The organism is Nocardioides sp. Root140 (assembly GCF_001426745.1).
Classification (GTDB): Bacteria; Actinomycetota; Actinomycetes; order Propionibacteriales; family Nocardioidaceae; genus Nocardioides.
Genome location: NZ_LMFI01000001.1, coordinates 400617 through 414352 on the forward strand (window position 1 = coordinate 400617; position 13736 = coordinate 414352).

14 protein-coding genes are annotated in these 13736 nt (G+C 70.0%); 11 read left to right on the forward strand and 3 right to left on the reverse strand.

The features are described 5' to 3' along the window. Positions 1-121 precede the first annotated feature (121 nt). The 5 genes from ASD30_RS01950 to ASD30_RS01970 all read left to right on the forward strand — a co-directional run bounded on the left by ASD30_RS01950 (position 122) and on the right by ASD30_RS01970 (position 5644). Positions 122-2407 (forward strand): AAA family ATPase, encoded by a 2286-nt coding sequence (locus ASD30_RS01950; protein ID WP_056676190.1) that lies wholly within the window; start codon positions 122-124, stop codon positions 2405-2407. Further along, a complete protein-coding gene (locus tag ASD30_RS27020) occupies positions 2392-2847 on the forward strand; it encodes a helix-turn-helix transcriptional regulator (protein WP_056676200.1) in 456 nt (151 codons plus the stop codon). The genes ASD30_RS01950 and ASD30_RS27020 overlap by 16 nt, the downstream gene beginning before the upstream one ends. A 109-nt stretch (positions 2848-2956) precedes the next feature. After that, on the forward strand, positions 2957-4435 hold the full coding sequence (locus ASD30_RS01960) for a DNA-3-methyladenine glycosylase 2 (protein ID WP_056676203.1): 1479 nt from the start codon (positions 2957-2959) through the stop codon (positions 4433-4435). A gap of 13 nt (positions 4436-4448) precedes the next feature. Further along, the gene (locus ASD30_RS01965) at positions 4449-4919 is read left to right on the forward strand and encodes a methylated-DNA--[protein]-cysteine S-methyltransferase (RefSeq protein WP_327152710.1); all 471 of its coding nucleotides are present in this window, start codon (positions 4449-4451) and stop codon (positions 4917-4919) included. Next, positions 4919-5644 (forward strand): SGNH/GDSL hydrolase family protein, encoded by a 726-nt coding sequence (locus ASD30_RS01970; protein WP_082563493.1) that lies wholly within the window; start codon positions 4919-4921, stop codon positions 5642-5644. The genes ASD30_RS01965 and ASD30_RS01970 overlap by 1 nt, the downstream gene beginning before the upstream one ends. Before the next feature lie 134 nt (positions 5645-5778). On the opposite strand, the gene ASD30_RS01975 is transcribed toward ASD30_RS01970, so the two are convergent. Next, complete coding sequence (locus tag ASD30_RS01975; protein WP_056676208.1) at positions 5779-6501, reverse strand: IclR family transcriptional regulator; 723 nt, start codon at positions 6499-6501, stop codon at positions 5779-5781. A 90-nt stretch (positions 6502-6591) separates the two neighbouring features. On the opposite strand from ASD30_RS01975, the gene leuC reads away from it, so the two are divergent. The 3 genes from leuC (at position 6592) to ASD30_RS01990 (ending at position 9413) form a co-directional block, all read left to right on the forward strand. Next, on the forward strand, positions 6592-8022 hold the full coding sequence (gene leuC / locus ASD30_RS01980; RefSeq protein WP_056676211.1) for a 3-isopropylmalate dehydratase large subunit: 1431 nt from the start codon (positions 6592-6594) through the stop codon (positions 8020-8022). Positions 8023-8027: 5 nt separating this feature from the next. Then, positions 8028-8627, forward strand: a complete 600-nt coding sequence (gene leuD / locus ASD30_RS01985) for a 3-isopropylmalate dehydratase small subunit (protein ID WP_056676216.1) — start codon at positions 8028-8030, stop codon at positions 8625-8627. A gap of 249 nt (positions 8628-8876) precedes the next feature. Further along, positions 8877-9413, forward strand: coding sequence for an HU family DNA-binding protein (locus ASD30_RS01990; protein WP_056676218.1), 537 nt, complete (start codon positions 8877-8879; stop codon positions 9411-9413). Between the two features lie 59 nt (positions 9414-9472). Here ASD30_RS01990 and cofC read toward each other — a convergent pair whose 3' ends face one another. Further along, positions 9473-10093, reverse strand: coding sequence for a 2-phospho-L-lactate guanylyltransferase (gene cofC / locus ASD30_RS01995; protein WP_056676221.1), 621 nt, complete (start codon positions 10091-10093; stop codon positions 9473-9475). A 127-nt stretch (positions 10094-10220) separates the two neighbouring features. On the opposite strand from cofC, the gene ASD30_RS02000 reads away from it, so the two are divergent. Beyond that, complete coding sequence (locus tag ASD30_RS02000) at positions 10221-11003, forward strand: lysophospholipid acyltransferase family protein (protein WP_056676233.1); 783 nt, start codon at positions 10221-10223, stop codon at positions 11001-11003. Next, the gene (locus ASD30_RS02005; RefSeq protein ID WP_056676235.1) at positions 11003-12004 is read left to right on the forward strand and encodes an NAD(P)H-dependent glycerol-3-phosphate dehydrogenase; all 1002 of its coding nucleotides are present in this window, start codon (positions 11003-11005) and stop codon (positions 12002-12004) included. Before ASD30_RS02000 ends, ASD30_RS02005 begins: the two co-directional genes overlap by 1 nt. Before the next feature lie 66 nt (positions 12005-12070). Here ASD30_RS02005 and ASD30_RS02010 read toward each other — a convergent pair whose 3' ends face one another. Further along, positions 12071-13138, reverse strand: a complete 1068-nt coding sequence (locus ASD30_RS02010; RefSeq protein WP_056676240.1) for a trans-sulfuration enzyme family protein — start codon at positions 13136-13138, stop codon at positions 12071-12073. A gap of 45 nt (positions 13139-13183) precedes the next feature. Between ASD30_RS02010 and pyrE the strand changes: the two genes are divergently transcribed. Then, the gene (gene pyrE / locus ASD30_RS02015) at positions 13184-13723 is read left to right on the forward strand and encodes an orotate phosphoribosyltransferase (protein ID WP_235530014.1); all 540 of its coding nucleotides are present in this window, start codon (positions 13184-13186) and stop codon (positions 13721-13723) included. Positions 13724-13736: the final 13 nt, after the last annotated feature.

A 13736-nucleotide genomic window follows, 5' to 3' on the forward strand; every position in this document is an offset into this window, starting at 1 on the left:
TCGACGGGACTCCGTCCCGCCTTCGCTCGTCCGCCTTGCCGGATCGGGCGCGGATGGACCGCTCGCTGATCCGGCACCCCTTGGAATCACTCGCTAGCGTTGGTGTCCGTACGATCAGAAGATGCTGGTCGGGCGCGACGCCGAGATCCTGGCCCTGGACAGGCTGGTCGGCGGCGCCCGGATCCAGCAGAGCGGCGTGCTCGTCGTGACGGGCGAGCCGGGGATCGGCAAGTCGACGCTGCTGCGCAACCTGGCCGACAAGGCCGAGTCGGTGCGCATCCTGAAGGCTGACGGGGTGGAGTCGGAGAGCGGTCTCGCGTTCGCGGGACTGCACCAGCTCCTGCTGCCGTTGCTCGACCTGCTCCCGGCCCTGCCGGGTCCCCAGGCCACGGCCCTGGAGGTGGCGTTGGCGCTGCGCGAGGGTACGGCGGGGGACAGGTTCGCGGTCGGTGCAGCCACCCTGGGACTGCTCAGCCGTTGTGCGGAGGAGGAGCCCCTGCTCCTGCTCGTCGACGACGCCCACTTCTTCGACCATCCCTCGGCGGAGGCCCTCGTCTTCGCCAGCCGCCGACTGATGGCCGACCCGATCGCGGTCGTGGTGGCGACGCGACCCACCACGGGCACACCGGTCTTCGACTCCGACCTTCCACGCCTGGAGCTCGAAGGGCTGCCGCCCGAGTCCGTGGCGCGGCTGCTCGCCGACTCCGCGAACGCTCCCGTGGCACCCGACACCGTCGCCCGGGTGCACCGGGCTACCGCGGGGAACCCGCTCGCCGTCGTGGAGCTGGCGGAGGAGGTCGATGCGATCGACCGGTTGGCGCCGACCACGCCCCTGACCGTGCCGGACCGGCTGCTGGGTGAGTTCGGACGGCGGGTCCTCGCCCTGCCCGCGCGCACGAGGACGGCGCTCCTGATCGCCTCGATCGCCGAAGCTGACGCCGCCGTGGTCGGTCGTGCGCTCACTGAGCTGGGCACGAGCATCGGTGACCTGACCGCCGCGGAGGAGGTCGGACTCGTCGCCCTCTCGTCCGGCGGCATCACGTTCCGCCATCCGCTCGTGCGCTCCAGTGCCTATGGGGCCGCCTCGCCGGCAGAGCGGAGGAGTGCCCATCTGGCTGTCGCGCACTCCCAGCCCCAGTCGGACCCCGACCGGAGGGCCTGGCATCTCAGCGAGACCGTGATCGGCGTCGACGAACACGTCGGTGGCCTGCTGGCCGAGGTGGGCAGCCGGGCGGCCGGCCGGGGCGCCCACTCGGTCGCGGCCACGGCGTACGAGCGGGCAGCGGCACTGAGCGGGAGCGTGCGGGCGACGGCTCAGCGACTGCTCCTTGCGGGGGAGGCGGCGTGGCTGGCCGGGCAGTTGGCTCGGGCAGAGACCCTGCTCGAGCACGCCTCCGAGGTGGCTCCGGGCTCGGAGCTGGGTGCCGCGGTGGACGGTGTGCGCGGCAACCTGGAGATGCGGGCCGGCTCGCTCGATCTGGCCGGGACGCTCCTGCGTCGGGCCAGCCTCGCCCTCGCCGTCACCGACCCCGATGCGGCCGCGATGCTGGCTGCCGACCAGATCAACGCGTGCTTCCTTTTGGGCGCGACCGCGGAGGGACTTGCCGCAGCCACCCGGCTCGAGGCGCTCCTGGACTCGGTGACGTCGACGTACGTCGAAGTGCGTGGTCGGATGACGATCGGCATGGCGCGGGTGCTCGCCGGTGAGCCGGGCATCGAGCTGATCCGCTCGGCGGTCGAGGAGCTGGAGCAGGGCACCTGGTGGAGCGACGACCTGCGTCGCCCCGGGTGGATGGTGTTGGGCTCCTTGTTCCTGCGTGAGTCGAGCACCGGACGGGACCTGGTCGACCACGTCGTGCAGGAGCTGCGCGACAGGTGTGCGTTGGGGACGCTGCCCACCCTGCTCTTCCACGTGGCCCGCGACCACGCCACCACCGACCGGTGGTCGAGTGCCCTGGCGGTCTACCACGAGGCGGTGGTGCTGGCCCGTGAGTCGGGGCAGACCACCGACCTGGCGATGTCGCTGGCCGGTCGCGCCTGGCTGTCGGCCGGATGGGGCAGGCGGACGACTGCCGTCGCGACGCCGACGAGGCCAGCACACTGGCCGATGGACACGGCATTGCGTTGGCGCGTGCCTGGGCGTTGTCCGCGCTGGGAGACCTCGCCCTCGGGGCCGGGCGCGCCCACGAGGCGCTCGGCCACTTCGAGGCGCTCGAGTCCCTGTTGTCGCGGATCGGCTTGCTTGACGTCGACCTGTCCCCGGGACCAGAACGGGCCGAAGCGCTGGTTCGGCTCGGTCGGGCGGCCGAGGCCGGGGAGATCGCCGCCGTGTATCGGTCCCGGGCGCTGGCGAAGGGGCAACCGTGGGCGATCGCGCGTGCGGAGCGCACCTTGGCGCTGCTGGTAGGGGGCGGGGCGTCAGCACACTTCGACGCGGCGCTGTCCCTGCACGACGGCAGCCCCGACCTCTTCGAGCGAGCCAGGACCCAACTGGCGGTGGGGTCCTGGCACCGCCGGTCCCGGCGCAGGGTGGCCGCGCGGCCGGTCCTTCGGGAGGCGCTGGCGACGTTCGAGGAACTGGGTGCCGGCCCGTGGGCCGAGCAGGCAGCGGCCGAGCTCGAGGCCACGGGGGAGCAGCCACATCGTCGCGGAGACCGGAGCATCGACCTGCTCACCCCGCAGGAGCTGCAGATCGCCGGTCTGCTCGGCGCCGGCCGCACCACCCGTGAAGCGGCGGCGGCGTTGTTCCTCAGCCCGAAGACCGTGGAGTACCACCTGCGGCACGTCTACATGAAGCTCGGCATCCACACACGGGCCGAGCTCCGTTCACACATCGACCTGTCGTGAGTTCTGATCGACCCGTCGCGAGTTCTGATCGAACCGTCGCGAGCTCGCTCCCGATGGCCGTGTCTGATTTCCGCTAGAACGGGCTTCGTGGGTGCGGCAGGATGGAGCCATGTTCACCGACACCGAGGCCTGCTACCGGGCCGTGAAGAGCAAGGACCGCCGCTTCGACGGGGTGTTCTACACGGCGGTGCACACGACCGGCATCTACTGCCGCCCCTCGTGCCCGGCGCGCACCCCGGCCTCGAAGAACGTCTCGTTCTTCCCGACCGCCGCCGCTGCACAGTCGGCGGGCTTCCGGGCCTGCAAGCGCTGCCTTCCCGATGCCACTCCGGGCAGTCCTGACTGGGATGTCGCCGCCGACGTGGCCGGTCGCGCGATGCGTCTCATCGCCGACGGCGTGGTCGACCGCGACGGCGTCGAGGGGCTCGCCACGTCGCTGGGATACACCTCGCGACACCTGACCCGCATCCTCAACGCCGAGCTCGGTGCCGGCCCCCTCGCCCTCGCCAGGGCCCGCCGCGCGCAGACCGCGCGGATCCTCGTCGAGACGACGACGATGACGTTCGCGGACGTCGCGTTCGCCGCCGGGTTCTCCAGCATCCGCCAGTTCAACGACACGATCCGCGAGGTCTATGCGTCGTCGCCGACCGACCTGCGCGGTCGTCGTACGCCCTCCCGCGGAGCGGCCGGACAGCTGTCGATGCGGTTGGCCGTGCGGACGCCGTTCGCGGGACGCGCGTTGCTCGACTTCCTTGCCCTGCGAGCGATTCCGGGCGTCGAGGCGGTCGGCGACGGGTGGTATGCCCGGGCGCTGGCGTTGCCCTACGGACCCGGCACCGTGCACCTCGAGCTCGACGACGCCGTCGACGAGGGAGGCATCGCGCTGGTGTCGGCGACGTTCCGGTTGGCCGACCTGCGCGACACGTCAGCTGCCGTCGAGCGCGTCCGCCGGCTGCTCGACGCCGACTGCGACCCGATGGCGGTCGCTGACCAACTGGTCGAGGACCCGCTGGTCGGTGCCCTGGTCCGCGCGTTGCCCGGACTCCGGGTGCCCGGTCACGTCGACGGCGACGAGATCGCCGTCCGCGCGGTCCTGGGCCAGCAGGTGAGTGTCGCCGGGGCCCGAACCGTGGCCGGCCGACTGGCCGCGGCCCACGGTGTGCCGCTGCCCGACGAGCTGGGGTCCGACGGACTCACGACCCTGTTCCCGACGGCCACTGCGTTGGCGGCGCTCGATCCCGAGGACCTGCCGATGCCCCGCGCCCGGGGTCGAGCGCTCACCGAACTGTGCGCTTCCCTGGCCGACGGCCGGGTGAGCCTCGACCGCCGGGCCGACCGCGCCGACGTACGCCGTGGGCTCCTGGCCGTGCCCGGCATCGGGCCGTGGACGGCCGACTACATAGCGATGCGGGCGTTGGGCGATCCCGACGTGTTCCTGCCTACCGACGTGGCCGTGCGCCATGCGCTGGCCGGCCTCGGCGCCGACCCGAAGGACGCCGACGGCATCGCGGAACCATGGCGCCCGTGGCGCTCCTATGCACTGATGTACCTGTGGCGTTCGCTCGCCCACCCAGAGGAGATGAACTGACATGTGGACCCTGATGGATTCGCCCGTGGGCGAGCTGCGCATCATCGAACGCGAGGGCGCGGTGTCGGCGATCGAGTTCTCGCCGTTCCGCCAGCCCAGTGACGGGCGACCTCTCGGTGCCCGCGATGACGACCACCCGGTGCTCGTCGAGACGGTCCGGCAGCTGGCGGCGTACTTCGCTCGCGACCTGACCGACTTCGACCTTCCCCTGGCCCCGCACGGCACCGAGTTCCAGCAGCGGGTCTGGAAGGAGCTCCAGCTGATCCCGCACGGAGAGACCGCGTCGTACGGTCAGATCGCGCATCGCCTGGGCCACACGAACGCGGCATCGCGCGCGGTCGGTCTGGCCAACGGGCGCAACCCGATCCCGATCGTCATCCCGTGCCACCGGGTGATCGGTGCGGACGGCTCTCTCACCGGCTACGCCGGGGGAGTGGAGCGCAAGCAGACGCTGCTCGACATCGAGCAGGAGGCCCTCTTCTGATGGGTGCTGTCCGGCTGCTGCTCGTGCCCCTGTCCCTGGTCGCCGGTGCGGTCGGACTCGTCGCCGTGCAGGGCGTCAGCGCCCGGCGCACCATCGAGCGACTGCCCGAGGCCGACGGTCTCGAGGACACCCGTGGTCCTTTCTCCGGTGCACCGCTGCATCTGGTGGTGCTCGGTGACTCCGTGGCTGCCGGTGTCGGGATCGCCCACCACGCCGCCACGCTCGCGGGTCGGCTGGCCGGCCTGCTCTCGGACGGTCACGCCGTACGACGCGCGGTGGTCGCGCAGTCAGGCCTGACCGCGGGCGGTGTGCTCGACCTGGTCGACTCACGTGCGGCGGAGCTCGCCTCCGCCGACGTCGTGGTGCTGTCGGTGGGTGTCAACGATGCGAAGGGGCTGCACTCCACGCGACGCTGGCGCGCTGAGCTCACTGCCCTGCTCGACGCCCTCAGCCGTACGGCGCCGCGCGCCCAGGTCGTGCTCCTCGGGGTGCCGGACATGTCGATGTTCACGCGTCTGCCGCGACCGCTGCGTTCGGTGATGGGCCTGCGTTCACGGGCACTCGACCGCGCCGGACGGTCGATCGTGTCGTCGTACCCGAGCGTTCAGCACCTGCCCCTGAACGGTCCCGCCTTCGACGTCGAGAGGCCGTTCGCCTCTGACGGGTTCCATCCGTCCGAGGCCGTGCACGCGGCCTTCGCCGACGAGATCCACCGCCTGTTGTGAGCCAGTCTGCTGGCACTCTCGAGCTGGCCTACAGGGTGATGCTCGAGTGTCGCGGTGGCGGCACAGTCATCAAGAACCCACGGTTCGAAGCGCAACAATCCACGGCTCGCGCATCAAGAATGCACGGTTCGTGGTCACTCGGCGGCGGCGCGGCGGAGTGACTCGGAGAGCCGCTCGGCGGCGGCAATGACAGCGGGTGCGTGCATCCGGCCGGGCTGACGGGAAAGCCGCTCGAGCGGGCCGGAGACGGACACCGCCGCGATGATCTTGCCGCTGGGGGAGCGCACCGGTGCGGAGACCGAGGCCACCCCCTGCTCACGCTCGCCGACAGACTGCGCCCAGCCGCGGCGCCGGATGCCCGAGAGGGCGGTGGCGGAGTACGCCGCGTTCTGCAGGCCGCGGTGCATGCGCTCGGGGTCCTCCCAGGCCAGCAGCACCTGGGCGGCGGAACCCGCGCGCATGGTCAGCTGCGAGCCGACCGGGATGGTGTCGCGCAGGCCGCTGGGACGCTCGGCGGCAGCGACGCAGACGCGGTGCTCACCCTGGCGGCGCCACAGCTGTGCGGACTCGCCGGTGATGTCACGCAGGCGGGCCAGGACCGGACCGGCGGCGGCGAGCAGGCGGTCCTCGCCGGCGGCGGCGGAGAGCTCGGCCAGGCGCGGTCCGAGGACGAAGCGGCCCTGCATGTCGCGGGCCACCAGGCGGTGGTGTTCGAGGGCCACGGCCAGGCGGTGTGCCGTCGGTCGTGCCAGCCCCGTGCCTGCGACCAGTCCTGCAAGGGTGGCCGGGCCGGCCTCCAGTGCGGCGAGCACCAGGGCGGCTTTGTCGAGAACGCCGACTCCGCTAGAGTTGTCCATATGGCAATACTGCCGTCTCAGATCATGGGATGCAAGAGCTAGTCTCTGTGACCTGAAGAACGTCGCTCGAGAAAGTCGTGGAGGGAAGTCATGGGCAAGACCCTGTCGGAGAAGGTGTGGGACGAGCATGTCGTCCGCAGTGCTGAAGGAGAACCCGACCTCCTCTTCATCGACCTCCACCTCATTCACGAAGTCACCTCGCCGCAGGCCTTCGACGGTCTCCGTCTCGCTGGCCGCAAGGTGCGTCGCCCCGACCTGACCCTGGCCACCGAGGACCACAACGTCCCGACCATCGACTGGGACAAGCCGATCGCCGACCCGGTCTCCAAGACCCAGGTCGACACCCTGCGCAAGAACGCCGAGGAGTTCGGCGTACGCCTGCACCCGCTCGGCGACATCGAGCAGGGCATCGTGCACGTGGTCGGCCCGCAGCTCGGACTGACCCAGCCCGGCATGACCATCGTGTGCGGCGACTCGCACACCAGCACCCACGGCGCGTTCGGCGCCATCGCGTTCGGCATCGGTACGTCGGAGGTCGAGCACGTGCTGGCCACCCAGACGCTGATGCAGGCCAAGCCGAAGACGATGGCCGTGACCATCAACGGCTCGCTGCCCGAGGGCGTCACCGCCAAGGACATGGTGCTCACCCTGATCACGCACACCGGCACCGGTGGTGGCCAGGGCTACATCGTCGAATACCGCGGCCAGGCCATCGAGGAGCTCTCGATGGAGGGCCGCATGACGGTCTGCAACATGTCGATCGAGTGGGGTGCCAAGGCCGGCCTGATCGCCCCTGACCAGACCACCTTCGACTACATCGAGGGCAAGCCCGAGGCCCCCAAGGGTGCCGACTGGGACGCCGCGGTCGCGCACTGGAAGACCCTGGTCACCGACGACGACGCGGAGTTCGACAAGGAGATCGTGCTCGACGCCTCCGAGATGACGCCGTTCGTCACGTGGGGCACGAACCCCGGCCAGGGCGTGCCGCTGGGCGGCAACGTCCCGATCCCCGCGGAGTTCGAGGAAGAGCAGGACCGCGTCGCCGCCGAGAACGCCCTCAAGTACATGGGCCTCGAGGCCGGTACGCCGATGCGCGAGGTCCACGTCGACACCGTGTTCGTCGGCTCGTGCACCAACGGTCGCATCGAGGACCTCCGCCTCGCCGCCGAGATCATCAAGGGCCACAAGGTCGCCGACGGCACCCGTCTGCTCGTCGTGCCCGGCTCGGTGCGGGTGCGCCTGCAGGCCCAGGAAGAAGGGCTCGACAAGGTCTTCATCGAGGCCGGCGCAGAGTGGCGCGGAGCTGGTTGCTCCATGTGCCTGGGCATGAACCCCGACCAGTTGACCCCGGGTGAGCGCAGCGCGTCGACGTCCAACCGCAACTTCGAGGGACGTCAGGGCAAGGGCGGTCGCACGCACCTCGTGTCGATCCCCGTCGCCGCTGCCACCGCCGTGCGCGGCACGCTGTCTTCCCCCGCCGACCTGGTCTCCGCAAGCGCGACCGCCGGAAAGGACGCCTGAGCATCATGGACAAGTTCACCACCCACACCGGTGTCGCCGTACCGCTCAAGCGCAGCAACGTCGACACCGACCAGATCATCCCCGCGGTCTACCTGAAGCGGGTGACCCGCACCGGCTTCGAGGACGGCCTCTTCGCGGCCTGGCGCAACGACCCCGACTTCGTGCTGAACAAGCCGGAGTACGCCGAGGCGTCGGTGCTGGTCGCCGGACCCGACTTCGGCACCGGCTCGTCGCGTGAGCACGCGGTGTGGGCCCTGCAGAACTACGGGTTCAGGGCCGTCATCTCCTCGCGCTTCGCCGACATCTTCCGCGGCAACTCCGGCAAGGCCGGACTGTTGGCGGCGCAGGTCGACGAGAAGGTCGTGCAGAAGATCTGGGACCACCTCGCCGAGCACCCGGGCGCGACGGTCACCGTCGACCTCGAGAGCCGCACCGTGAGGGCCGGAGAAGGGCCTGACGCGATCGAGGATTCCTTCGACATCGACGACTACACGCGCTACCGGCTGCTCAACGGGCTCGACGACATCGGCATCACGCTGTCGAACGAGGTCGACATCGCGGCATACGAATCAAATCGTCCTGCGTGGAAGCCGGCGACTCTTTGAGAGCCTCTACTTCTGACTGATTGACCGCGAATCCCTTGCCTGGCAAGGGATTCGCGCATTTCACGACTTCTCCTCGGAACCCAATTCCACACCGGACAAGGGAAATGGTGGTCTGGACCGCGAATTTCCCGTAAAGGAATTCGGTCGAAAACGCGCCGTGGTCATTGTGAGTTGAGCCACGAATGCCTAGCGTGCATGGGAGATGTCGGGCAGGAGCTCGGCCGGATTGGTTCATTGGAAGGGAAGCTAGTGAACAAGACTCAGCTCATCGACACCCTGGCCGCACGCTACGAGGGCAACCGGAAGGCCGCCGCCCACGCGCTGGAGTCCGTCCTGGACACCATCACCCGTGAGGTCGCCAAGGGGGAGAAGGTCGCCATCACGGGCTTCGGCTCGTTCGAGAAGAAGATCCGCGAGGCGCGCACGGTGCGGAACCCGCGCACCGGCGAGAAGATGCGGGCCAAGAAGAAGGCGATCCCGAAGTTCACCCCGGGTGCCGACCTCAAGGCCGTGATCTCCGGTGCGAAGAAGCTGCCGAAGCTCACCCTGGCCAAGGCGACTGCACCGGCCAAGAAGGCGGCCAGTGCAGCAGGTGCAGCCACCAAGGCCGCAGCCAAGAAGGCGCCCGCGAAGAAGGCGCCGGCGAAGAAGGCCACCAAGGCTGCTGCTCCGGCGAAGACGACGGCGACCAAGGCCGCKGCCAAGAAGGCGCCCGCCAAGAAGGCTCCSGCCAAGGCTGCTGCGAAGAAGGCRCCSGCGAAGAAGGCTCCCGCCAAGAAGGCCTGATCCGCCGACTGCTCGATCCGGCGCCGTCTCCCGCCAACGGGAGGCGGCGCCGCCGTCGTTCAGAGGGTGGCGTTGGTGTGGTCCCCGACGCCGAGCACCATGGCCCGGCCCAGGTCGCCCGCCTCGTCGACGTCCTGTCGCAGGCTCGACAGTTCGCCGTCGATGGGCAGGGCGTCGGCCTCGCGGTGGCGTCGCGCGGACTCCCCGCCGAAGTCCGGGTCGAAGTGGCCGAGCGAGCGGGCGGCGTACATCGTGGTGCCTGTGCCGAGGGCGTCGGTCACGAACGCGGGACCGTCGGCCGGCACCTGCGCCAGCGCCTCGTCGAGGTCGTCCGGCCGCAGTGCGGGCAGGTCGCCGCACAGCGCCGCAAGGCCGTACGCCGGCCAGCGCCGCGCGCACTCGTGGGCGGCCTGCACGAGTGTGCCGTTGAGGTCGCCGTGCACCCCGTCGGGCAGGACGGAGCAGCCCTCGGCGACGGCGAGTGCGGCGAACCGGTGGTCATCGGTGACCACCATGACCTCGGCGACCCGAGACGCCCGGCGCGCGGCCGAGATCGTGTCGCGCGCGAACGCAGTGGCCAGCGAGATCCGTTGCGGATCGGGCATCGTGGACAGGCGCGACTTGCCGATCGACGGTGGCTTGACCGGCACGAGGACGACGAACGAGGGCTGACTGGACATCGCGAAGATTCTCCCACCCTTCTCTCGACCGCGTGCCCGAGGGCAGTCGCGGCCGGCACCGAGTAGCCTGCTGGCACGTTGCAGCGCGATCACGGCAAGGTCGCGTGCGAAGGATGAAAGAGGCGCCTTGACCGTTCGTGATCTCGACCAACCCCGTGGATGGGCCTTCGGCCTTGCAGTGGCCGTGATGAAGCCGACCCTGCTCGCAGTGTCGAAGCGGGTCTGGATCGACGGAGAGAAGATCCCGGCCAGCGGCGGCTGCGTCGTGGTGCTCAACCACGTCTCCCACATCGACCCGATGATGGCCGGCCACTTCCTCTACGACCACGGCCGGATGGCCCGCTATCTCGCGAAGGCCGGACTCTTCTCCAACAAGTTCCTCCGCACCTTCCTCAACTCGGCCGGGCAGATCCCGGTGGCTCGCCAGACCGCGGACGCCGTCGGTGCCTACACCGCCGCCGTGCAGGCAGTGCGTGAGGGGCAGTGCGTCGTCGTCTACCCCGAAGGCACCATCACCCGTGACCCCGGTCTCTGGCCGATGACAGGCAAGTCCGGTGCCGCCCGCATCGCCCTCGAGACCAGGTGCCCCGTGATCCCCGTGGCGCACTGGGGAGTCCAGGACGTCCTCGCGCCCTACGGTCACCGGGTGCACGTGATCCCGCGCAGGACCGTCACGGTCAAGGCCGGTGACCCCGTCGACCTCGACGACCTCCTCGCGCTGCCGGAGAAGGAGCGCCTCTCCCTCCAGTCGGTGCAGACCGCCACCGACCGGGTGATGGCCGCGATCACCGGGCTGCTCGAAGACATCCGTGGCGAGACGGCCCCGGCCGAACGCTTCGATCCGCGCAAGGCCGGTGTGAGCATGACCGGCAACCCCCACAAGCAGCAGAAGAAGGGCAAGGACAACTGATGAGCAAGGTGGCAGTCTTCAGTGCCGGTTCGTGGGGGACTGCGTTCTCGATGATCCTCGCCGACGCCGGCAGCGACGTGACCATGTGGGCCCGTCGCGACGAGGTGTGCGCGAACATCAACGACAAGCACGAGAACACCGACTACATGGCCGGCATCGAGCTGCCGCACACGATAAAGGCCACCACCGACCCCGAGAAGGCGCTCGCCGGGGCCGAGGTCGTCGTACTCACCGTGCCGTCGCAGACCCTCCGGGCGAACCTCACCGAGTGGGCGCCGTACATCCCGAAGAACGCGGTGATGGTCTCGCTGATGAAGGGCGTCGAGCTCGGCACCGTGAAGCGGATGAGCGAGGTGATCGCCGAGGTGACCGACGCCGGCCCCGAGCGCATCGCCGTGGTCAGCGGCCCGAACCTTGCCCGCGAGATCGCCCGCCGTGAGCCCGCCGCCTCCGTCGTGGCTTGCGAGGACCACGACGTGGCCCAGCGCATCCAGGCACTGGTGCACTCGAAGGCGTTCCGTCCCTACACCTCGGTCGACGTGGTCGGCTGCGAGCTGGGTGGCGCCTACAAGAACGTCGTCGGCCTCGGGGTCGGCATGGCGGTCGGGCTGGGCTTCGGCGACAACACCACCGCGTCGGTGATCACGCGTGGGCTGGCCGAGACGGCCCGCCTGGGCATCAAGCTCGGCGCGAACCCGATGACGATGATGGGGCTGGCCGGGCTCGGCGACCTCGTCGCCACCTGTTCCTCACCGCTGTCCCGCAACCGCACGTTCGGCGAGAAGCTCGGACAGGGGATGACCGCGGAGGAGATCTACGCGACGACCAACCAGGTCGCCGAGGGCGCCAAGTCGTGTGCCTCGATCCTCGACCTGGCCCGTCGCAACGGCGTCGACGCACCGCTCGCCGAGGCGGTCACCGAGGTCGTGGCGGGCCGCCTCACGGTCTCCGGCATGATGGACGGCTTCATCGCCCGCGACCCCAAGCCCGAGCACGACTGAGTGCGACAGGCAGGTCAGACCGGGGGACGAGGTCTGGCCAGTGCGGTACCGGTTGACGCAGCAGCGTCACACCAGGTCGTCGAGCGACGTGCGCAGGTCGTCCCAAAGGTCCTCGACGTCCTCGATGCCGACTGACATCCGCACGAGCCCGTCGGGGATGGTGGAGGCCTCGCTGGCCCAGCGACGCCGGCGCTCGAAGGTCGACTCGACGCCGCCGAGGCTGGTGGCGTGGATCCACAGCGACGTCTTGCGGGTCAGCAGGTCGGCGGCCATCGCGCCCTGCGCCAACACGATCGAGACGATGCCGCCGAACCCCGGGTAGCGGACCTCGCCGATCGCCGGGTGCTCCTCGAGTCGACGTACCAGCTCCTTCGCGTTGGACTCCGCGCGCTCGACGCGGAGGTGAAGGGTGCGCAGGCCGCGCAGCGCCAGGTAGGCCTCGAGCGTGCCGGGCACGGCGCCGATCAGGTCGCGTCGCTTCTTGAGTACGTCGAACAGCTCGGCGTCGCGCGTGACGATCGCGCCCATCAACGCGTCGCTGTGCCCGGCGATGTATTTCGTGGCCGAGTGGACCACGATGTCGACGTCCATCTCGAGGGGCCGCTGCAGCAGGGGAGTGGCGAAGGTGTTGTCGACCACGACGTAGGCGCCGGCCTCGTGGGCAGCGGCGCGGATCGCGGGGATGTCGGCCACCTCGAGCGCCGGGTTCGTCGGCGACTCGAGCCACACCAGTGAGGCGTCCTCACAGGCGGCGACCACCTCGGCGGTGTTCGTGATGTCGACGAGGCGCGCGCTCACACGTCCGCGGGACTCCAGGTCGGCGAGCTGCATGATCGTGCCCGTGTAGGAGTGACGCGGGGCCACGACGGTCTGCCCCTGGCCGACCAGGTCGAAGATCGTGGACACCGCGGCCAGGCCCGACGCGAACGACAGACAGCGTCCGCCTTCGAGGTCACCGAGGGCATCCTCGAACGCCGTCCAGGTCGGGTTGCCGTAGCGGCCGTACTCGAGGTTGCCGCCGGCGACGTACGTCGACGCCATGGTGATCGGGACGTTCAGTGGAGCATCCGGCTCGGCCTTCGGGCGACCGGAGGTGACGGCAACGGTGGCGGGGCGCAACGGCTTCTCAGGCATGGGCACCACATTAGGAGGTCTCGGCCGTGCGACATGATGGGGCCCGTGACTGACGAGACGAACGACACCACCCTCGCCCGCGACATCGATGCCTGCTGCCGACTGAGCGGGGAGTTCACCCTCCGCTCCGGCCAGGTGTCCCACGAGTACTTCGACAAGTACCTCTTCGAATCGGACCCGGTCCTGCTGGGCCGGGTCGCCGACCAGATGGTCGACCTGGTGCCCGAGGGCACCGAACTGCTCGGCGGCCTCGAGCTCGGCGGCATCCCGATCGTCACCGCGCTGAGCATGCGGATGAACCTGCCCGCGCTGTTCGTGCGCAAGAAGGCCAAGGAGTACGGCACCTGCAAGCTCGCAGAGGGGCCGGACGTCGAGGGCCGTCGGATCACCATCATCGAGGACGTGATCACCACTGGTGGCGCCGTACGCGATGCCACGAACGCACTCCGTGCGGCCGGTGCCGTCGTCGAGGTGGTGGTGTGTGCGATCGACCGCAGCCCCGAGGGCGTCAACCCGCTGGACGACGTGCAACTCGAGGTGCGACCCGTCCTCACCAAGGCGGAACTCGACGCCGTACAGCGCTAGGGTCTGACGCCTT